This window comes from Nocardia sp. NRRL WC-3656 (genome assembly GCF_000720265.1).
Lineage (GTDB): Bacteria > Actinomycetota > Actinomycetes > Mycobacteriales > Mycobacteriaceae > Nocardia > Nocardia nova.
Window position 1 is genome coordinate 580,230 of sequence record NZ_JOJF01000001.1, and the last position, 20,370, is coordinate 600,599.

The following is a 20,370-nucleotide window of genomic DNA, read 5'->3' on the forward strand; positions in this document are numbered from 1 at the left end:
CGCCCTAGCAGATCCCATTCAACCAGCCAATAGACAGAATTGCCCTCTCTTGCGAACGGTGGCGTGGACCGAGTGACGGTTGAGGGTGGTGGGAACACGATCACCCCGGGTGAGCGGCGGCCTCGGCTGCCGTTTCCCGGCGGCCGCTACCGTTGACGGGTGTTTCGTGTCGCCGCGCTGATTCCCTCGCCGCTCGTGCTGATTCCCGAACTGGGCGGTGCGACCCCGCTGACCGACGCCACCCACCCGGCCGCGCAGGTACCGCAACTGCGCGAGGCCGTCCTGGAGGCGGGGCGGCTGCTGGCCCGGCAGGCCCGGCACTGGACCATCGTCGGCGCGGGCACCGAGCCGCCGACCGGCGTGGGCAGTTTCCGCGGCTTCGGCGCGGACGTCCGGGTCGCGTTGTCGGCGACGGACCCCGGCGGTGAGCCGCGATTCGACTGGCCGACCGCACTGCTGGTGGGCGCATGGCTGCGCGGACGGATCGCGGCCGAGGACGGCGAGGACATCGAGGCGCGGGCGCTGCCGGTCGATCCCGGCGCCGAGCCCGCCCGCTGCGTGGATCTGGGGGCCCGATTGCGCGGCGAGCTGGACGCCGACCCGCGTGCGCACGGTGTGCTGATCGTGGCCGACGGCGCCGCGACCCTGTCCACCACCTCGCCCGGATACCTCGATCCCCGTGCCGAGGGCGAACAACAGCGGATCGACGCCGCTCTCGACGCCGGTGACCGCGCGGCGCTCGGCGCACTGGACCCGCGGCTGTGTGCTGAACTCGAGGTGGCGGGCCGTCCCGGCTTTCAGGTGCTGGCCGGCCTGTTCGGTATCGACACCGCCGATCCGAAGGTCGAAACCCTCTATCGCGCAGCACCTTTCGGTGTGGGCTACCACGCGTCGGTCTGGTATCCGGCGGGTGCGCGATGAGTGCGCCCATCGCCGTCATCGGCCCGACCGCGACCGGAAAGTCGGATCTGGCACTGGAATTGGCGGTTCGCCTGGACGGGGAGATCGTCAATATCGACGCCATGCAGCTGTATCGCGGCATGGATATCGGCACCGCCAAACTGCCGCCGCAGCAGCGCCGCGGCATTCCGCACCACCAGCTCGACGTGCTGGAGGTGACCGAAACGGCCACCGTCGCCGCGTATCAGGCCGCGGCCTCCGCCGACGTCGAGGACATTCTCGCGCGCGGCCGGGTGCCGGTCATCGTGGGCGGGTCGATGATGTACGTCCAGGCGCTGCTGGACGAGTGGGAATTCCCGGCCACCGACACCCGCGTCCGCGAGAAGTGGGAGGCGGTCCTCGAACGCGACGGGGTCGCCGCCGTCCATGCCGCCCTGCGCGCGGCCGATCCCGTTGCGGCGCAGACCATTCTGCCCACCGACGGGCGGCGGATCGTCCGGGCGCTCGAGGTCGTCGAACTCACCGGCCGTCCGTTCGCCGCCTCGCAGCCGCAACGCGGCACGCCCCGATGGAATACCACGATCATCGGGGTCGACCGCGAGACCGCCGAACTCGACGCGCGCATCGAGACCCGCACCGAGACGATGTTCGCGCAGGGTCTCGTCGACGAGGTGCGCGAATTGATCGGCCGCGGCCTGCGCCGGGGCCAGACGGCACGCCGGGCGATCGGTTACGCACAAGTCCTGGCTCATCTCGGCAACGAATACGACCTGAGCCATGCGCGTGAGCGCACGCTGATCGGCACCCGCCGCTACGTGCGCCGGCAACGCTCGTGGTTCCGCCGTGACCCGCGCGTGCACTGGGTCGACGGCGCCGATCCGCGCCTGGCGGATGCGGTACTGGCCCATGTGCTCGACGAACAGGAATCGATTCGGCAGTGACCCGCCCATCGACCACCCGCCCATCGACGATCCGTAATGCCTCCGTGGGGGAGTGGCGAGCCTATCTCGGCAACCGCGCCCGCCGCCGGCGCGACGGCCGCTTTCTCGTCCACGGCCGCGAACCGATCACCGCGGCGGTGGCGAACGGCTGGCCGCTGGAGGCGGTGCTGTACCGCCTCGGCGCCCCGCTGCCGGCGTGGGCGCGCGAGGTGCTCGCCAACGACGCGGTGCCGGCGATCGGACTGGTCGGTGACGCCCTCGACGAACTCGCCGAACCCGATACCGGCACACCGGAACTGGTGGCGCTGGCGCACACCCGCAGCCGGGACGGCTCGGAGGTCCGCCTCGATCCGGCACGTCCGGTGGTCGTGATCGATAGACCGGCCTCCGCGCTGCGGCTGGGCAGTGTGCTGCGCACCGCGCACGCCTTCGGCGCCGCCGCGGTGGTGATCAGCGGTTCCGGCGCGGACGAATACGACCCGCGGTGTGTGCGCGCCTCGGCCGGCGCGTTGTTCGCGGTGCCGGTGGTGCGAGTGCCCGGCCCGGCTGCCGTCGCCGAACTGCGTGCGGGCGCGGGAGTCCCGGCCCGGCTGGTCGGTGTCGGTGCGGACCCCGCCGACGAGCCGGTCGATGCGCACACCTTCGCGGATGCGACGATCATGGTGCTCGCCGACGAGGGCGAGCTCGACGCGCGGTGGCGCGACGCATGCGACGAGATGGTGCGGATTCCGGCGGGTGCGATGCCGGTCACCCCCTGCGCCGTATCGGTCGTGCTGTACGAAATATCCCGGCAGCGCCGGGTGTCGGTATCGAAGGTGAACGCCGGCGCGGCCGGTGAATAGTGCGGGACGGGTGGAGGAACGACGTCGATGAGCGAGCAGGTGCAGACGGTGTCCGGCGCGGCCGATATCGAATTCGGCAAGGGCCACGGGACCCAGAACGATTTCGTGGTGCTGCCCGACGCCGACGCCCGCCTGCGCCTGGCCCCCGACACCGTCGCCGTGCTGTGTGACCGGCGCCAGGGTATCGGCGCCGACGGTGTGCTGCGCGTCGCCCGGGCGGGGGCGCTGGTGGAGCGCGGCGAGCTGGCCGAACTGCCCGACGGTGTGGCCGCGGCGGACTGGTTCATGGACTATCGCAACGCCGACGGGTCGATCGCGGAGATGTGTGGCAACGGCGTGCGCGTGTTCGCCCACTATCTGCTCGCCACCGGAATGCAGCGGGATACCGAATTCGTGGTCGGCACGCGGGCGGGCGCGCGCTCGGTGGTCGTGCATTCCTTCGACGAGGTGCACGGCGAGGTCACCGTCGGTATGGGCCGCGTGCGGATGCTCGGTGATTCCACCGCCACGGTCGCCGGCAGCGCGTTGCCCGGAGTCGGGGTCGACGTGGGCAATCCGCATCTGGCCTGTGTCGATCCCGGGCTCACCGCCGACGGATTGGCCGCGCTCGACCTCACCGTGCCACCCGGTTTCGATCCGGAGTTGTTCCCGCACGGTGTGAACGTGGAGATCCTGACCGCGCTCGGCGAGGACGGCGCGGTCGATATGCGGGTCTACGAACGCGGTGTCGGCGAAACCCGCTCCTGCGGCACCGGCACGGTCGCCGCCGCGGCCGCGGCACTGACGAGTGCGGGCATCGATCCGGCGGCGGATTCGGCGCAGGTAAAAGTCCGGGTGCCCGGCGGCGCCGTCACCGTGGGCATCGATCACGGGCAGGCGTGGTTGCGCGGCCCCTCGGTGCTGGTCGGTTCCGGACACCTCGCCGGTGAGTGGTGGGCCGGTGCCTGATCCGTGTGAGCTGCGCTGTACCGGGGCCGCTCCCGGCGTCAGCGGAAATATCCGAGTGCGCCCGGTGGTTATGGCGTGGGACCATGGAGGTGTATGAGGAAATCACAAACGTACGAGTTCACCCCGATCGAGCAGCTCGACTCGGAGACGGACGGCTACGCGGACCAGGACTACAGCATCGGCGATGACGACGCCGATACCGGCGTGACCGATTACGACGCCGACGAGGACGACGGCAGCGGCTACTCCGGCAACGGCTGGGCGGCCGCGCCCACGGTCGGTGAACTGCAACTCGACGAACGCAGCGCGCTGCGCCGTGTCGCGGGGCTGTCCACCGAGCTCACCGACGTCACCGAGGTCGAGTACCGGCAGCTGCGACTGGAGCGAGTCGTGCTGGTCGGCGTGTGGACCGAGGGCAACGCCGCGCAGGCCGACGCCAGCATGGCCGAATTGGCCGCGCTCGCCGAAACCGCCGGCTCCCAGGTGCTCGACGCGCTGATCCAGCGCCGCGACAAGCCCGATCCGGCCACCTACATCGGCTCGGGTAAGGCCGACGAATTGCGGTCGGTGGTGCTCGGGACCGGCGCCGACACGGTGATCTGCGACGGTGAGCTGACCCCCGCGCAGCTGAACGCGCTGGAGAAGGTCGTCAAGGTGAAGGTCATCGACCGCACCGCGCTGATTCTGGACATCTTCGCCCAGCACGCCACCTCCCGCGAGGGTAAGGCGCAGGTGTCGCTGGCACAGATGGAGTACATGCTGCCGCGACTGCGCGGCTGGGGTGAATCGATGTCGCGGCAGGCCGGTGGCCGCGCCGGTGGTGCGGGCGGCGGTGTGGGTACCCGTGGCCCCGGTGAGACCAAGATTGAAACCGATCGCCGCCGGATCCGCGAGCGGATGGCCAAGTTGCGCCGCGAGATCAAGGAGATGAAGACCGCCCGTGACACCAAGCGGTCGCGGCGCACCTCCAGCGGCATTCCGGCGGTGGCGATCGTCGGCTACACCAACGCCGGGAAATCCAGCCTGATGAACGCCCTGACCGGCGCGGGCATCCTGGTGCAGGACGCGCTGTTCGCCACCCTGGATCCGACGACTCGCCGGGCCGCGCTCGACGACGGCCGCGAGGTCGTCTTCACCGACACCGTCGGATTCGTCCGGCATCTGCCGACCCAGCTGGTGGAGGCGTTCCGGTCCACCCTCGAGGAGGTCACCGGCGCCGATCTGCTGCTGCACGTGGTCGACGGTTCCGACGCATTGCCCGATCAGCAGATCAAGGCCGTGCGCGAGGTGATCACCGATGTGCTGCGCGAGCAGGGCGAGGGGTCCGGGCCGCCGGAGTTGCTGGTGGTGAACAAGATCGACGCGTTGGACGCGACGCAGCTGGCGCATCTGCGGGCGCAGCTGCCGGGCGCGGTGTTCGTCTCGGCCCGCAGCGGACGCGGCATCGACCAGTTGCGCGAACGGCTGGCGGAGATCCTCGGCGGGCTCGATGTCGAGGTGAGTGTGCTGCTCCCGTACACTCGTGGTGATCTGCTCGCGCGCATCCACTCCGACGGCCGCATCATCAGTTCCTCGCACGAGGAGGGTGGTACGCGGGTGCGGGCCCGGGTTCCCCGGGCGCTCGCACCGACCCTGTCGCAGTACGCGCACGCGGGCACCATCGGCAGTGCGGAAGCAGCGGGGCCTTCGCACTGAAGCTTTCGTAGTCTGTGTGCCACAGTCGTTTTCGGTAGAATCGCGTCGTCACCGAACGGCTGCAGGGAGGGTGCAAATGTCCGGGAACGATGTCATGCCTGTCGATTCCATGCCTGTCGAATCCACCGCCGAGCGCTCGTCGGCAACACCGGGGCAGTCCGCGTCGCCGGACGCTTCCGTACGGCCGAGCGCCGGCGCGAAGCCGAGCGTTCCCGCCACGCTCAGTGACGGCGCACCGTTGCGAATGACGGTGCCCGCCATCGATCTTCGCGTTTTCGACGCGCTGTCGACGCCGGTGCGGCTGTGGAACAGTCCGGTTTTCCACGGGCTGGACAACATTCCCGAGACCGGCCCGGTCATGCTCGTCGGCAACCACACGCTGCTCGGCGGCGTGGACGCGCCGCTGCTGGTGCACGAGATCTACCACCGCACCGGCCGGGTGGTGCGCGGCCTCGCGGAGAACGTGCTGATGCGGGTGCCGCCGGTGCGTGAGCTCGTGCACCGGATCGGCAGCGTGCGCGGTTCGCGCGACAACTGCCGCACCCTGCTCGACAACGGCGAGGCCGTCATCGTGTTCCCCGGCGGCGGCCGCGAGGCGATGCGCCGCAAGGGTGAGAAATACCACCTCAAATGGGAGGGGCGTACCGGCTTCGCCCGCATGGCGATCGAGGCCGGCGCACCGATCCTGCCCACCGCGATGATCGGTGCCGACGACGTGTTCGACGTGGTCTTCGACGGCGATCATCCGGTGATGAGCCCGCTGCGCTGGACCGTCGAGGCGCTCGGTATCCGCGGCAATCTCACTCCGCCGCTCATGCGCGGAATCGGTCCCACCGTCGTGCCCCGGCCCGAACGGTTCTACTACTCGATCGGCACGCCCATCGAGACCACGCCGTGGCAGGACGCCACCGATCTGGACGCCGCCGCCGAGGAATTGCAGCAGGTGGTGCGCAAGGCGCTGGAGGAGGAGATCACCGCTCTGCTGGCCGAGCGCGATCGTGATCGCGGTCGCACCCTGTGGGGCCGCGTCCGCGGCGCTGTCGGACTGTAGAGGTTTACCCGCGTTCAGGGTGCGCAGAGATCACCTGCTGAAGCTTTTCGCACAGGTGGGCGACTTTTTTCGGATCTGAAGTGAACCGCGATTCCCCTTCCGGGTACCGTATGTGGCAGGCGAGTTGCCGATGTGGTCACTAGGAGGTTGGCGTGGAGCGCACCCTTTTCGAGCCCGAACACGATCTGTTCCGGGAGTCCTACCGTAAATTTCTGGATCAGCACGTCGCGCCGCACCATGCCGAGTGGGAGCAGGCGGGCGTCGTGGATCGCCAGCTGTGGCTGGAGGCCGGTAAGCAGGGTTTCCTCGGCATGGCCGTGCCCGAGGAGTTCGGCGGCGGCGGCGTCAAGGATTTCTGCTACAACGCGGTGATCACCGAGGAGACCACCAAGGGTCAGTACTCGGGTCTGGGCTTCTCGCTGCACAACGACGTGATTGCGCCGTATCTGCTGGAGCTGGCCAACGACGAGCAGAAGCAGCGCTGGCTGCCCGGATTCTGCTCCGGTGAGATCATCACCGCCATCGCCATGACCGAGCCGGGCACCGGTTCGGATCTGCAGGGCATCAAGACCCGCGCGGTGAAGGACGGCGACGACTGGGTCATCAACGGCGCCAAGACCTTCATCACCAACGGCATCAACTCCGACATCGTGATCGTGGTCGCGCAGACCGATCCCGAGAAGGGGGCGATGGGCTTCTCGCTGCTCGTCGTCGAGCGCGGCATGCCCGGCTTCGAGCGCGGCCGCAACCTCGACAAGATCGGTCTCAAGGCGCAGGACACCGCCGAGCTCAGCTTCACCGACGTGCGGGTTCCGGCCAAAAACCTGCTCGGCACCGAGGGCATGGGCTTCATCCACCTGATGCAGAACCTGCCGCAGGAGCGGATGTCGATCGCCGTGATGGCCGCCGCCGCGATGGAAGGCTGCCTGGAGACCACCATCCAGTACGTGCGCGACCGCAAGGCCTTCGGCAAACCGATCGGCGCCCAGCAGAACACGCGTTTCGTCCTGGCCGAGCTGGCCACCAAGACCACCGCGGTGCGCGTGCTGGTCGACCGCTTCATCGAGGCCCTCAACGTCGGCACGCTCTCGGCCGAGGATGCCGCGATGGCCAAGTGGTGGAGCACCGAGGAACAGCTCGACCTGATCACCAAATGCCTGCAGCTGCACGGCGGTTACGGCTACATGCGCGAGTACCCCATCGCCAAGGCGTATATGGATGCGCGCGTGCAGACCATCTACGGTGGCACCACCGAGATCATGAAGGAGATCATCGGCCGCTCCTTGAAGCTGAGCTGACGACGCCGAGCTGACGTACTTCGGCTGCCCGTCTCCGGCAGCAACGGCCGCCGCCGGACCACCGGCGGCGGCCGTGGTGTGCCGCAAGCGTTTTCGCTCCTAGGAGCCCGTTCCGGACAGTGCGGTGGCCGCCTCGGTGAGGTCGGCGACCAGCCCTTCGTAGGCCTCGTCGCGATCGGGAGCGCGCAGCGCGGCGGCCGGATGGATGGTGGCCAGCGCACGGTGATCGTCGTGCGCGATCAGCCGCCCGCGGTCGCGGGTGATCCGGAAATCGGGACCGAAGACGGCCTGGGCGGCCACCGCACCCAGGCAGACCACCAACTGCGGGCGGATCGCGTCGAGTTCGGCGGTCAGCCAGGGCGTGCACGCGACGATCTCGGTGCGCCCGGGCTTCTGATGGATGCGTCGCTTACCACGCTCGGTGAACTTGAAATGCTTCACCGCGTTCGTGAGATACACCGCGTCACGGTCGATTCCGGCATCGGCGAGGGCGCGATTCAGCAGCGTCCCGGCAGGGCCGACGAACGGGTGTCCGGCCAAATCCTCACGGTCGCCGGGTTGCTCGCCGATCATCACCATCGGGGCGTGCGCCGGGCCCTCGCCGAAGACGGTCCGGCTCGCATGCCGGTACAGATCGCAGCCGTGACATCCGCCCGCGGCCTCGCGCAATCGCGCGAGATCCATGGTGTCCGGCACGAATTCCGCCGCACCCGGGGCTTTCACCATGATCGTGCCGTCACCGTCACTTCGCGCCCATTTCGGTCTCGATCGCCGAACAGAACGCGTCCAGATCGCGCGGATTGCGGGAGGTGATCAGCGTCCAGCCGTCCTGCGTCCGGACCACCTGCTCGTCGACCCACTGACCGCCCGCGTTGCGCACATCGGTCTGCAGCGACGGATACGAGGTCATGGTCTTGCCGCGGATCAGATCGGCCTCCACCAGCAGCCACGGGCCGTGGCAGATCGCGGCGATCGTCTTTCCGGCGTCGGCGAATCCGCGCGCCAAGTCGACGGCCTCCTTGGTGGTGCGCAACTTGTCGGCGTTGACGGTGCCACCGGGCACCACCAGCGCGTCGAAATCGCTCACCGACACCGAGGCCAGATCGGTGTCGGGGTCGACGGTGGTGTCGGCTTCGGTGTCGTGCACGAAGGTCTGCACCGCATCGGTGGACGGGGCGGCGTGGGTGACGTGAATTCCGTTGGCGCGCAACTGCTTCAGCGGCTTCAGCAGCTCGTCGCGTTCCACACCGGTCTGTGAGGTGACCACCAGGACGGTGGGCTCTCGCTCGGGTCGGCTCATCTCGTCTCCTTCTCGCGGCTCGCGCGGGCGCTCAGGCGCCCTGCAGGCGAATCAGCGTGTTGAGTAGTTCGGCCTGCTCGGCCAGTTCGTGCTGATCGGGGTGGTCGCCGATGCGGTCGGCCAGTTCGGGGCGCCGGATCAACTCCATTCCGTCCTCACCACTGTCGGTGGCGAGCCGGACCCGGCCTTCGGTCAGCACCAGGCGGGTGCCGGGACTGCCCGCGTCCAGCAGCATCCGCAGATCCTCGGCGGTGACCTGCGGATGCGTTCCAGGGGTCTGCTCATCGGATGTCATGTCCGGCGGGTGCCCGGCGCGGGGCCGGTGAAACACCGGCCTGCTGAACCGGTGGCCGCGGATCACGGCCGGGTACGGACGGGTTCGGGTCGGGCGTCGGGCCGGGGATCGGACGGCCAGGATCAGGCGGCGGCTCGGGAATGGGCTCCGGTGGTATCGGTCGGCCGGGGTCGGGCGGCGGCTCCGGAACGGGCTCCGGAGGGACCGGTCGGCCGGGGCTCGGCGGCGGAGGGCCGGGGATCGGATCCGGGGCGGGTCCCGGTATCGGGCGGCCGGGTTCGGGCGGACGGCCCGGAACGGGACCGGGCTCCGGGAACGGCGGCCGCGGATCGGGCTCCGGGGCCGGGATCGGACGTTCGGGCGTGGGATCCGGAACCGGCTGTGGCGGAACCGGTTCCGGGACCGGGGTCTCGCTCGCCCGTATTCGCGGTCCGGCGCTTTCGGTGTACATATCGGCTCCTCGAACGCATGAAGATTCGCGGTGCGATCCGCCCGGGCCCTACGACGGATAGGCCGGATAGGGCGCGGCCTTCAGGGTCCGCGCCAGATGCGCGGCATTGCGTGCCATGCCCGCGGTGGTCGTCGCGACGGCCTCGGGAGTGCTGTCCAGGTCCAGATAGTCGACGCCGCTCATGGCCTCGCCGTTCCAGTAGGTGCACCCCTGGGCCGGCACGGTGAAGCCGATGTCGTTGAGTGCCTGGAACGTATCGGCGCAGATCTTGTGCGCGCCGTCCTCGTTGCCGACGACGGCGGCAATCCCTACCTTGCCCACCATGGCGGGCCGGTTCTGGTCGTCGGTGACCGACAGTTCGGCGTCGAGGCGTTCGAGTACCCGCTGAGCGACCGAGGACATGTGGCCCAGCCAGGTGGGCGTCGCGATCAGTACGATGTCGGCCGCGCTGATCTGTTCGCGCAGGTGGGGCCACTGATCGCCGTCACCCTCATCCGCGGTGATGCCGGGTCGGATGTCCAGGTCGACCGCGCGCACGGTCTTGCCGGTGACGCCGTGGTTCGACAGTTCGCGCAGTACTTGTTCGGCGATCAGCTCGCTGCTCGATCGATCGGGCGACTTCTTCAGGGTGCAACTGATCGCGATGGCGGTGAGGTCGTCCCCGGGAGCTCGGGAACCGGTCGGGTCGTTCACAAGGTGCTCCTTTCGACGGGCGACGGGATGCTCTGTTTCGCGCATACCCGCCGATCTGCGCTCGAACCTGTCTGCCCCGGTGCGCCGATTGAAGGCGACGAGCACCGGGTATGCGGCGCCTATGGAGATTCCGCACCCCGAAGTGCGCCGAACATCCGGCCATCGGCACCTCTCGGCGTCCCGGCATCGGCCCACCCCGGCGCCGGTGACGGCGAACACCGGCGCGCCGCCGCTACCGCAGCCGCGCGGCGAACTCTCCGCCGGTCTGTGCGCACTGCTCAGCGGCACCGCCTGCCACGTCGATTTCGACACCGCGAACACCGACCCGTACGGCGAGGATCTGCAGCTGGCGTTGCACCTGTGCTACGAGTTGCATTACCGCGGATTCGATTCCGTCGACCCGCGTTGGGAGTGGGACCCGGCGTTGCTGCGCATGCGCGCCCACCTCGAGGACCGGTTCCTGGCCGCGATGCGACGCGATGTGCCCGGCGGCGACGACCTCGACGGCGAACTCGACGATCTGCTCGTCGAGCCGGTCGAGGGCACGGGCGTCGGGCACTTCCTGAACGAACAGGGCCAGTGGTGGCAGGTATGCGAATACTTCGCGCACCGCTCGATCTACCACCACAAGGAGGCCGATCCCTACGCGTGGGTGATTCCCCGTCTGCGCGGTCAGGCGAAGGCCGCGCTGGTCGCGGTCGAATACGACGAGTTCGGCGCCGGCCGGGGCGAGGACGTCCACGCTCAGCTGTTCGCCGATCTGCTGGCCGGCGCCGGCCTCGACGACACCTACCTGCACTATCTCGATGCCGTCCCGGCGCCGATGCTGGCGCTGGTGAACATGATGTCGCTGTTCGGCCTGCACCGGCAGTTCCGGGGCGAGCTGGTCGGCCACTTCGCGAGCGTCGAGATCGGGTCGCCACCCGCGGCGCGCCGCATGGTCGACACGCTGCGGCGGCTGGACGCGCATCCGGCGTGTGTGCGCTTCTACGCCGAACACGTGGAGGCCGACGCGGTGCACGAACAGGTGATGCGCCGCGACGTCATCGGGGATCTGTCGGTCCGCGAGCCCGAGTTGATCGCACCGATGGTCTTCGGCATCCAGGCGACGACATTGCTGGAGAACGCCATCGACCGCCACATGCTCGACAGCTGGTCGGCCGGGCGCAGCTCACTTCGTGACCCGGAGGCGATCCCGCGCGATCGCGCGGATTGATCATCGGAAGGCGGGTATTCGGCGATCATGAGATTGTTCCGCGCACCGGGTGTCTACGCCCCGACAGCCGATACCGGACTGCTGATCAGAGCGCTGGGGGCCGCCGCCATCCCGGAGGGGTCCCAGGTGGTGGACGTGTGCACCGGTACCGGCGCCGTGGCGATCGAGGCGGGGCGGGCCGGTGCGTCCGCGGTCACCGCGGTGGACATCTCGCGCCGCGCGCTGGCCTCGGCGTGGCTCAACAGCAGGTTGCACGGGGTGCCGCTGGAATTGCTGCACGGCGATTTCGGCCGGGTGCTGCACCGGCGTACCTTCGACGCGGTGCTGGCGAACCCGCCCTACGTGCCGGGCCCCGCGGAGATCCCGGCACACGGCCGGGCACGAGCCTGGGAGGGCGGGCCACGCGGGCGGGCGTTGCTCGACCCGCTGTGCCGGCTGATGCCGGAGCTGTTGCGCACCAAGGGAATCGCGCTGATCGTGCATTCCTCGCTGTGTGATCCGGATCTGACCGTACGTCAACTGCGCCACGGCGGGCTCAAGGCCGCGATCGTGGTGCGGGAAACCTGCGACTTCGGTCCGGTACTGAACCGGCGCGCGCACTGGCTGGAGCAACAGCGCCTGATCGAACCGGGAACACGGCAAGAGGAGTTGGTGGTGATCCGTGCCGATCGAGAATGACGAGCCCACCCCCGGCCCGGCCCGCCGCACGCGGGTCACGCTCACCAAGGACGGTCCGGCGCTCGTCGAGGGGCCGGTGGAGTTGGTGACCGACGACGGCCGCGTCGTGCGCTGCGATCGGTTCGTGGTCGCGGTGTGCACCTGCCGCCGGTCCGGGATCTATCCGCTCTGCGATACCACCCATCGCCGCCATCGCCGCAAACGCGGCGGCTGAACGCGCGTTCGGCGCGCGCGTCAGTGCTGCGGTGTCACGCTGGTGTGCCGCGGGATCAGTATCGCGGTGAGAACCGCGACCGCAGCCACCACACCGGCGGCCGCGTACGAGGTGACCGTGAGTGCGGAATCGAATGCCGTCGAAGCCATCTCGTGCACTCGGCTCCCGAGTTCACCGCCGATGTCGCCGGCCACCGCGATCGCGCCGCCGGCCGATTCGCGGGCCGTCTCGCCCTGGGCTCCGGTCAGCGGGACCTCGCTCATGTAATGGGTGAACAGCGCGCCGTGCACACTGCCCAGCAGCGCCACCCCCAGGCCGTTGCCCAGTTCGTAGCTGGTCTCCTCGACCGCCCCGCCCTGGCCGGCGCGTTCGGCCGGCACCGAGGAAACCAGAACCGCCGCGGCGGCGGTGACCGCGATGCCGTCACCGATGCCCAGGCAGACCAGGACCAGCGCGACCACGGCATAGCTGGTGGGTTCGGGCGAGATCGCCAGGACCGCGAAGCCCGCGGCGAGGATGAGCAGGCTGGTGACCATCACCCCGCGCACACCGATCCAGCGAAGCAGCGCCGGCGTCGTCAGCGAGCCGACCAGAGTCGCGACCGCGGCCGGCGCCGTCCGGATCCCGGCTTCGGCGGGAGAGTAGCCGTGAATGTATTGCAGCCACAACGAAATCAGGAACAGGGCGGCGCCGATCGCGATCATCGCCATCAGTGTCGCCAGGGCCGCGGCGAGGAAGACCGGTCGCCGGAACAGCCGGATGTCGAGCAGCGGATCGGTCAGCCGCAACTGCCGGCGCGCGAACCAGAACAGCATGGCGAGCCCGGCCGGCAGGACGCACACATTCAGCACGATGTCCTCCCCGCGCGCGAGATGTTTGACGCCCCAGACGAATCCGACGATACCGAGCACCGACAACGGCACACTCGGCCAGTCGAACGGGGTGGTCGACGGTGCCCGGTATTCGGGCAGCAAACCGATACCGGCCGCCAACGTGAGCACGACCACCGGCACGTTGATCCAGAACGCCGCGGCCCAGCCGAAGTGTTCGACCAGGACGCCACCCACGATCGGACCCACTGCCGCGCCGACCCCGGCGATGGCCGCCCAGATCGCGATGGCGCGGGTGCGTTCGTGCGGATCGTCGAAGATGTTGCGGATCAGCGAGAGCGTCGAGGGCATCACCATCGCGCCGCCCACCGCCAGGAGCACGCGGCCGCCGATGAGCTGACCGGTGACCTGTGCGGTCGCCGCGACCACCGACGCGACGCCGAACAGCGCGAATCCGGTCAGGAACAGCCGCTTGCGGCCGATCCGGTCGCCGATCGCGCCGAAGGTGATCAGCAGGCCGCCCAGAACCAACCCGTAGATGTCGACGATCCACAGCTGGGCGACCGCCCCCGGTTGCAGGTCCTCGATCAGCGAGGGCAACGCGACGTTGAGCACGGTGGCGTCCATCGCGACGAGCAGCAGGCTCGCGCACAGCACCGCCAGCATGCCCCAGCGGCCGCGTACGGGTGTCGCCGTCCGGTTCCGGTCGATCATCGGGCCTCCCGATTGCCGAAGCAGCTCCTGCTACTTTCCGGCAATCCTACAAATCCCGGATCGATGACCAAGGTCCCCGATTGCGGGGAATTTCCGCCCTGATCCGGCCACGTCGCGGCTGTTGAGCTGAGGGGCCGGCAAGGGAGACGGGTGAGGTGGCGCGAGGCAACGGGCACGGCTCATGATGTTCGCCGACGTCCACGACCCGGAGGGCAAGCGCGCGGCGTATGCGGGCCGCGGACTGCCGGTCACGATGATCGGTCCCCGGCCGCATCTGGTGACCGGTGGCCGATTCGGCCTGATCGCTGTGCCGAACCGACTGGGGCACAGGGTGATCGGCGCACTGCCGATCTGCGGTCCGGTGCTCTGGCATCCGCGGTCGCGGCGCCTGGCTTTCGTGGTCACCGCACCCGCCCCCGATCCGCCGCTGGCGCTGCTGCATCTGCTGCGTCTGCACTGTGTCGTGGTGGTCGGGCCGCGGCGCTGCGTGGCGCTGCCCCGCTTCGACGGCGCCGGCCAGACGGTGCTGTGGGTGAACGAACCTCGCCGCGACGTCGTGGCACCGCGTGAGGCGGTGATCATCGACCTGGCCCTGCGCTTGTCGATCGACTAGTGCCGCGCCCGACTAGTGCTGTGCCGCGGCCGCCTTGCGCAACCCGTCGAGAATGAGATCCAGGCCGAACAGGTACTGCTCCTCGCCGCTGCCGTGTGTGATCACCAGTTCGGGCATCAGATCGGTGATCGTCGGATGGGCCACCGGATCCAGCATCTGCAGGCGGCTGGGGATGTTCTCACCGTTGCGGCGCGCCGGGGCGAACACATGACGCAGCGCCGAGCCGAAGGTGTATTGCAACAGCACCACGTATCCGCGCGCGGTCTCCTGCCGGCCGAGGCCGGCGGCCCGTAACTGGGAGAGCACCAATTCCAGTGCGGCGGTGGCGGTATCGGCGAAATCGCCGTCGCCGTCGGGCTTCACGGCGAGTACCCGAAGCACCGCCGGGCGCTCCACGAGCAGCCGGTACAGCGCCTGGCAGCACGCCCGTACCCGGTCGGCCCAGTCGCCGGAGACGTCCGGCGGATGGAAGCTGTCGAGCACCTGATCGCGCGCGGCCTGCAGCAGTTCGTCCTTGCTGCGGAAGTAGGTGTAGAGCGTCATCGTGCCGACGTCCAGTTCGGCGGCGAGGGCGCGCATGGAGATGCCTTCGCAGTCGGTGTCGTCGAGCATGCGCAGCGCGGCGTCCACGATCGCCTCGGCGCTGAGCGTATGGCGCGGTACTCGGCGGCGGCCGCCCCCGGTTCGGGTTCGTCGGGCGGGCTCAGATGTCACGGCACTGTCTCCGGTCGGGATGAAATCCGGTCTCGCCGCCATTGTAGTATGCACGTACGACGTACCGTACGTTGTACGTCAGCCCTCGTCGTGGAGGTCGGGTCGTGGCTGCAACAACCATCTCGGGTCCGCTCGCGCAGGCTCCGGCGCGAGCCGGGGGCTGGTTTCGGGAAGTGGTGCTGGTCGTCGTGGTGTATTTCGCCTACGACGGCGCCCGGCTGCTGTTCGGCAGCGGTATCGACCACGCCCGTCACGACGCGCACGCGCTGCTGCGGATCGAGGACTGGCTGTGGCTGGACCCCGAACTGTGGCTGAACCGGATCTTCGTCGGCCACGCCTGGATCGCGATTCCGGCCGACTTCGCCTACGCCACGCTGCACTACGTCGTGACTCCGGCGATCCTGATCTGGATGTGGTGGGCGCACCGCGAGCAGTACCGGGCGGCTCGCACCCAGCTGGGCATCGCGACCGTCGCGGGCCTGATCGGATTCGTGGCATTGCCCACCGCGCCGCCGCGACTGCTGGAAGAGTCCCACGGTTTCATCGACGTGATGGCACTGCACGCCTCGGTGGGCTGGTGGCAGGGTGATGCCAGCACGCCGCGCGGATTGGATTCGCTCACCAACGATTTCGCCGCGATGCCGAGCCTGCACGTCGGCTGGGCGCTGTGGTGCGGGCTGATGCTGTACCGCTTCGGCCGGACTCCGCTCGCCCGCTGGGCCGGTGTCGGCTATCCGATTCTCATCACGCTGGTGGTGATCGGGACCGCGAACCACTATCTGCTCGACTGCGCCGCCGGTGCGGTCCTGATCCTCGCCGCCGGTTACGCCGCCGTGCCGTATCTGCGCCTCTGCGACGCGACCGCGGACGGCATCCGGGTCTGGTGGGCGATGGTGCGCGCGACGTCGCCGTGGCCCGCTCGGCGGCGCGCGGTGGTCGCCCCCTTCGCACCGGGCGCGCTCGCCGGGCCGGCACTCGGAATCGGCGCCGGGCCGGCCGGTGTCCTGCCGGAGCCGACGCGGGAGCCGCCCGTGCGCGGACCGGATCGGACCATCGACCGGGTCGCGGACGCCTCCGCGGGCGGACGAGGTGCGGCCGGATGCCGGGCGGCCGGCCGATCGCCGCGGCGTGCCGGACACCCGCTCGGGGCCGAGATCCGGTCCGGGCCGGACCTGGGCTGAACGTCGTCGCTCGCCTGGCGATGTCACCGGCCGCCGGTAGAGTGACATCTTTCGGTCGGGCCAGTCAGGAGGCAACAGGTGGACGTCAAATCGGCCGTGCGCGGCTTCAATTCGGTGGTACTCACGCTGACGGAGGCGCCGGTTCTCGGCCCGCTGATGCGGAAGGGGTTCGTCGAGATCAGCTATGTCGGGCGAAAGTCGGGTAAGACGTTCAGCACACCGGTGAACTATCGGCGTTCCGGCGATTCCATCCTCATCGGCGTCGCTATGCCCGATCGCAAGAGCTGGTGGCGCAACTTCACCGGCGAGGGCGGCCCCATCACGCTGCATCTGGACGGTGGCGACCGTCGCGGCCACGCCGTGGCGACGCGTGACGAGAAGGGCCGGGTGCGGGTACGGGTGCAGCTGGACGACAACACCGCCGCGGGCTCGGACTGATCCGGACACTCTGCGGCGCAGGAGTTTTCGAGGGGAGCGGTGCCCGCGCGGGCGGGCACCGGAGGCGTGCGGGAGCCGCTAGGCCGGTATTCGAGCCGTGAGACCGCTTGCGCGAGTGTCGTATTCGGCACCGTCGAGCGTCGGTGCGGTGAATCTGTGCAGATCGAATTCGTGGGTCCGTACACCGTGGTGGAAGGCGTCGAGCTCGGCTCGATCGAAGACGAGCTCCACATCCGTTGCGCGACGGCTGGTTTCGGTGCGCAGCACATAGCGTCCGTCGGGGCGCCGCAACTGCGTGATCGGTAATCGCTCGGTGCGCCCCGCGCGGATACCCGCCTGGTAGTTGTCGAACTGTTCGTCGGTGACCAGCAGCATCTCGGTGCTGCCCACGGCCGTGGCGGCGGTGGTGGCGGCAGTAGCGCACTTGTCGTCCCAGACGGCGGTCCATCCGTGTTTGCGTGCGACGCGCACGCAGTTCTGGTGCGGGGAACTGGCTGAGGCTTTTCGGAATTCACCTACGGTGAAGGTCGGTGGCCGCGTCATCGGATGCCCTTTCTACGGAGTAAAGCTGCCGGCGCACCGATGCGCGGACCGCCGCGCCGACCGTGCCGGCTAAGGCTTGTAGCCGACGGCCGCGAAATTACACGGCCGTGCCGGATCCGCTATGTCCACCGGTGCAGAGGGCCGCCAATCGGGGGCGTGCACGATCCCGGGATTCAGGAGTTCGAGGCCGTCGTAGAAGGCGGCGAAATCGTCACGGCGGCGCAGGGTCAACGGATCCGAGGTCTGCTTGTAGAGCTCTGCCGCCGCGGCCATTCCGCGTCTGACATCCTCGGACGCGTCGTCGAGACCGGCATGGCTCATCGCCACACAGCTGCCGCGCGGGAGCCGATCTCGCAGCTGGGCCATCAGCCGGTACGGGCGGTCGCTGTCCGGCACGAACGGCCAGACGCCGACGATGAGCAATCCGAGGGGCTGATCCGGATCGATGAGGCGCCGGGTCTCGGGATGGTCGAAAATATCGTCGGGACATCGCAGATCGGCATCGATGACCGCGGTGGTGGCGAGAGCGTCGGTACGGCGCAGCAGATCGAGCCAGCGCGCCACCGCCTCGGTGTTGTTGTCCACGTACACGACCCGGGTCCGCGGCTCGTGGGCCCGTGCGATCTCGTGGGTGTTGCCCGCCGTCGGCAGGCCGGCGCCGATGTCGAGGAACTGCCGGATTCCGAGTGTGGCCATGAAATCGACTGCGCGGCGCAGGAATTCGCGATTGTGCCGCGCCCAGGCATCGGCGTGGGGGAACAGCGCGAACACCCGCTCACCGAAGACCTTGTCGACGTCGAACAGCGCCTGTCCCGACAGATAGTAGTGGTACATGCGCGCCGCCGAGGGCCGGCTCGTGTCGATGTCGCGTGAGGGAAAGTCGTTGTCGCTCATAGCTGCCCGGCACTCCTTAGGCTTTGCAGATTACGGACGGTGGGTCACGTCCCGGTGACGCTCTCGCGTCGGAACGAACGCGCGATCCGGTCGATGAACGCTCGCGACCGATCGGGATCCGCTGCGGCCGCGGATAATCGGTCCCAGACGGTCTCCCGGGCGCGTACCGCGGGCTTGTCGTCGATATAGCGAATGTCGCCCTGGCTCTCCACGATCGCCATGTCCAGGTCGCCCGCCGCGCCGGGGGAGGGGACCCGCACCAGCGTGAAGCGGTCCTCCATCCCCGCGCCGCGGGTGGGGACGGTGAACGGCAGCACCTGCAGGATGATGTTGGGCCGATGCGACAGTTCGAGCAGGTATTCCAGTTGTTCGGCCATCACCGCGCGGCCGCCGTATTCGCGGCGCAGGCACGATTCCGAGAGCACGGCGTGGAAACGCGGTGCGGCGGGACCGGTGAGGACGTCCTGGCGGGCCAGCCGCGCGCGTACGGAATCCTCCACGGTGACCGCACAGGGATCGGCGGACGCGGTCTGCCCGTCGTGCGGGGGTTCGTGCAGGGCCCGGATATAGGACTCGCATTGGATCAGTCCGGGCACGATCTCGGCCTCGGTGACCCGCAGCAGACTGGCGTGGGCCTCGAGGTCCACCAGCAGACGCAATTCCTCGAGGTAGGCGCGGCGGTGCCCGGTGTTCCAGAAACCGCGTTTGTGGTTGTCCCGGCGTAACGCCTCGAGGCTGTCGAGATACCCGGGGTCGGTGAAACCCAATGCGACCGCGAGGCGTTCGAGATCGCCCACGGTGATCGAGCTGGCGCCGTTGATCAACATCGCGATCCGGCTCTGGCTGGTGTCGATGATCCGCGCGGCCTCCGCCTGATTCACCCCCGCGGCGCTGATCATATGGTCGATCTCGCGGCCCAGCAGCAATTTTCGCGCGGTACGTAATCGGGCTCCCATGGGTGCCAGCGTATCGGCGCGGCGCGCGGCCCGGGAGGTCGACGAAACGAAGCACTGCTGCGTGATGATCATACGTCCGACGAAATCTCTTCCGCCCCAATCGCTTTCCTTCGCGTGATAATCACGCTAGCATGTATCACGTTCAGGCTATCACGGTTTCGGCGACAGCCGAGCGCGGCCGGAGTCGCGAATACCCGCGGATCTGCCGGAATGGGCCGACGGTTCTCGTATGCCGGACCGGGCCGTCCGAATTGCGGACGGATGACCCGAATTCCGCCGATGATTGGGAGATCTCACAACCGCGGACCCCTGTGGTTCGGATGTTTGGGCCAACCCGCGCCGACTGCTCGTAATCACCGCGCGTCACCGTTACCTTCGTCAGTGCGATGGGGATCGGGCGCACGGAAGGAGCGCGATGCCGGCCTACGACTCCTGGGATGCGGAATCCGCGGAGGGCGATGGATTCGATTCCGGAAATGCCGGGAGTGCAACGCATTCCGATCCCGCGATAGTCATGCGAATGGGATTCGAACTGGCACTCATCCTGCTCGGCGATGCGCCCACCGGCGCGGCGCGGGCGCTGCGGCGACTCGAACACGCCGCGGCGGTGTGGGCGCGCGACGGCGTACCGATCGATATCGTGCAGCACGCGATTCACGACGGGGTGAAACTGACCCTTGATCGCATCGATCCGGCCGGTGGTAAAGGAACCACCGATCCGGTGGCCGATCGCAGCTTCCTGGTCGACATGCTGGATCTGCTGACCTGCACCGTCTCCCGCGCCTACGTCGCCGAAATACGCAGACACCCTGCCCACTGACCGCCGCTGCGGTGCGGCGACCGATGCCTTTTCCGGTGGTTGGGCCTCATGCGGTGGTGTAGGTGCGGGCGACGAGTGCGGAGCGGAGGTACCAGAGTCCGCTGGCTTGGGTGGGGTCGAAGCCGGTGAGTTGGGCGATGCGTTT

Annotated in this window: 23 protein-coding genes; 14 read left to right on the forward strand and 9 right to left on the reverse strand. The window is 68.9% G+C overall.

Annotated features, from left to right (window positions below; all coding sequences use genetic code 11):
• Positions 1-159: 159 nt before the first annotated feature.
• The 7 genes from IG65_RS0102845 (at position 160) to IG65_RS0102875 (ending at position 7,675) form a co-directional block, all read left to right on the forward strand.
• Complete coding sequence (locus IG65_RS0102845) at positions 160-921, forward strand: hypothetical protein (RefSeq protein ID WP_030513228.1); 762 nt, start codon at positions 160-162, stop codon at positions 919-921.
• Positions 918-1,841, forward strand: coding sequence for a tRNA (adenosine(37)-N6)-dimethylallyltransferase MiaA (miaA, locus tag IG65_RS0102850; RefSeq protein WP_030513229.1), 924 nt, complete (start codon positions 918-920; stop codon positions 1,839-1,841). Before IG65_RS0102845 ends, miaA begins: the two co-directional genes overlap by 4 nt.
• 44 nt (positions 1,842-1,885) lie before the next feature.
• Positions 1,886-2,683 carry an RNA methyltransferase gene (locus IG65_RS0102855; RefSeq protein ID WP_231509020.1) on the forward strand — a complete coding sequence of 266 codons (798 nt, stop codon included), beginning with the start codon at positions 1,886-1,888 and terminating at the stop codon, positions 2,681-2,683.
• 66 nt (positions 2,684-2,749) lie between these two features.
• The gene (gene dapF / locus IG65_RS0102860; RefSeq protein ID WP_030513231.1) at positions 2,750-3,631 is read left to right on the forward strand and encodes a diaminopimelate epimerase; all 882 of its coding nucleotides are present in this window, start codon (positions 2,750-2,752) and stop codon (positions 3,629-3,631) included.
• Between the two features lie 93 nt (positions 3,632-3,724).
• Positions 3,725-5,326: a GTPase HflX gene (gene hflX, locus IG65_RS0102865; protein WP_036522767.1), complete on the forward strand. Its 1,602-nt coding sequence runs from the start codon at positions 3,725-3,727 to the stop codon at positions 5,324-5,326.
• Between the two features lie 94 nt (positions 5,327-5,420).
• A complete protein-coding gene (locus IG65_RS0102870; protein WP_231509021.1) occupies positions 5,421-6,377 on the forward strand; it encodes a lysophospholipid acyltransferase family protein in 957 nt (318 codons plus the stop codon).
• A 152-nt stretch (positions 6,378-6,529) separates the two neighbouring features.
• Positions 6,530-7,675 (forward strand): acyl-CoA dehydrogenase family protein, encoded by a 1,146-nt coding sequence (locus tag IG65_RS0102875; protein ID WP_030513234.1) that lies wholly within the window; start codon positions 6,530-6,532, stop codon positions 7,673-7,675.
• 99 nt (positions 7,676-7,774) lie between these two features.
• On the opposite strand, the gene IG65_RS0102880 is transcribed toward IG65_RS0102875, so the two are convergent.
• The 4 genes from IG65_RS0102880 to IG65_RS0102895 form a co-directional block, all read right to left on the reverse strand.
• Positions 7,775-8,401 carry a UdgX family uracil-DNA binding protein gene (locus IG65_RS0102880; protein WP_030513235.1) on the reverse strand — a complete coding sequence of 209 codons (627 nt, stop codon included), beginning with the start codon at positions 8,399-8,401 and terminating at the stop codon, positions 7,775-7,777.
• 16 nt (positions 8,402-8,417) lie between these two features.
• Complete coding sequence (locus IG65_RS0102885) at positions 8,418-8,975, reverse strand: type 1 glutamine amidotransferase domain-containing protein (RefSeq protein WP_030513236.1); 558 nt, start codon at positions 8,973-8,975, stop codon at positions 8,418-8,420.
• Between the two features lie 31 nt (positions 8,976-9,006).
• On the reverse strand, positions 9,007-9,270 hold the full coding sequence (locus IG65_RS0102890; RefSeq protein WP_030513237.1) for a hypothetical protein: 264 nt from the start codon (positions 9,268-9,270) through the stop codon (positions 9,007-9,009).
• 499 nt (positions 9,271-9,769) lie between these two features.
• A complete protein-coding gene (locus IG65_RS0102895; RefSeq protein WP_051755157.1) occupies positions 9,770-10,414 on the reverse strand; it encodes a flavodoxin family protein in 645 nt (214 codons plus the stop codon).
• A 205-nt stretch (positions 10,415-10,619) separates the two neighbouring features.
• On the opposite strand from IG65_RS0102895, the gene IG65_RS0102900 reads away from it, so the two are divergent.
• Genes IG65_RS0102900 through IG65_RS0102910 form a run of 3 tightly spaced genes read left to right on the forward strand, consistent with a single transcriptional unit; the run spans position 10,620 to position 12,522 of the window.
• Positions 10,620-11,630, forward strand: coding sequence for an iron-containing redox enzyme family protein (locus IG65_RS0102900; RefSeq protein ID WP_030513239.1), 1,011 nt, complete (start codon positions 10,620-10,622; stop codon positions 11,628-11,630).
• A gap of 27 nt (positions 11,631-11,657) precedes the next feature.
• Positions 11,658-12,308, forward strand: coding sequence for a HemK2/MTQ2 family protein methyltransferase (locus IG65_RS0102905; protein ID WP_030513240.1), 651 nt, complete (start codon positions 11,658-11,660; stop codon positions 12,306-12,308).
• Positions 12,298-12,522 (forward strand): CDGSH iron-sulfur domain-containing protein, encoded by a 225-nt coding sequence (locus IG65_RS0102910; RefSeq protein WP_197039777.1) that lies wholly within the window; start codon positions 12,298-12,300, stop codon positions 12,520-12,522. The genes IG65_RS0102905 and IG65_RS0102910 overlap by 11 nt, the downstream gene beginning before the upstream one ends.
• A 20-nt stretch (positions 12,523-12,542) precedes the next feature.
• On the opposite strand, the gene IG65_RS0102915 is transcribed toward IG65_RS0102910, so the two are convergent.
• Entirely contained in the window at positions 12,543-14,066 is a 1,524-nt protein-coding gene (locus IG65_RS0102915; RefSeq protein ID WP_030513242.1) for an MFS transporter, read from the reverse strand.
• Between the two features lie 181 nt (positions 14,067-14,247).
• On the opposite strand from IG65_RS0102915, the gene IG65_RS35665 reads away from it, so the two are divergent.
• Entirely contained in the window at positions 14,248-14,679 is a 432-nt protein-coding gene (locus tag IG65_RS35665; protein WP_030513243.1) for a hypothetical protein, read from the forward strand.
• A 12-nt stretch (positions 14,680-14,691) separates the two neighbouring features.
• Here the strand turns inward: IG65_RS35665 and IG65_RS0102925 are convergent, their stop codons facing one another.
• Positions 14,692-15,393, reverse strand: coding sequence for a TetR/AcrR family transcriptional regulator (locus IG65_RS0102925; protein ID WP_197039765.1), 702 nt, complete (start codon positions 15,391-15,393; stop codon positions 14,692-14,694).
• Positions 15,394-15,497: 104 nt separating this feature from the next.
• Between IG65_RS0102925 and IG65_RS0102930 the strand changes: the two genes are divergently transcribed.
• Positions 15,498-16,574 carry a phosphatase PAP2 family protein gene (locus tag IG65_RS0102930; RefSeq protein WP_197039766.1) on the forward strand — a complete coding sequence of 359 codons (1,077 nt, stop codon included), beginning with the start codon at positions 15,498-15,500 and terminating at the stop codon, positions 16,572-16,574.
• 78 nt (positions 16,575-16,652) lie between these two features.
• Entirely contained in the window at positions 16,653-17,012 is a 360-nt protein-coding gene (locus IG65_RS0102935) for a hypothetical protein (RefSeq protein WP_030513246.1), read from the forward strand.
• Between the two features lie 78 nt (positions 17,013-17,090).
• Here the strand turns inward: IG65_RS0102935 and IG65_RS0102940 are convergent, their stop codons facing one another.
• From IG65_RS0102940 to IG65_RS0102950, 3 genes are all read right to left on the reverse strand, one after another.
• Complete coding sequence (locus tag IG65_RS0102940) at positions 17,091-17,483, reverse strand: hypothetical protein (protein WP_030513247.1); 393 nt, start codon at positions 17,481-17,483, stop codon at positions 17,091-17,093.
• Between the two features lie 141 nt (positions 17,484-17,624).
• Entirely contained in the window at positions 17,625-18,449 is an 825-nt protein-coding gene (locus IG65_RS0102945) for an SAM-dependent methyltransferase (RefSeq protein WP_030513248.1), read from the reverse strand.
• Positions 18,450-18,493: 44 nt separating this feature from the next.
• Positions 18,494-19,477, reverse strand: coding sequence for a helix-turn-helix transcriptional regulator (locus IG65_RS0102950; protein ID WP_231509022.1), 984 nt, complete (start codon positions 19,475-19,477; stop codon positions 18,494-18,496).
• Positions 19,478-19,820: 343 nt separating this feature from the next.
• Here IG65_RS0102950 and IG65_RS0102955 point away from each other — a divergent pair, with 343 nt between their 5' ends.
• Positions 19,821-20,225: a hypothetical protein gene (locus tag IG65_RS0102955; protein ID WP_030513250.1), complete on the forward strand. Its 405-nt coding sequence runs from the start codon at positions 19,821-19,823 to the stop codon at positions 20,223-20,225.
• The last annotated feature ends 145 nt before the right edge of the window (positions 20,226-20,370 follow it).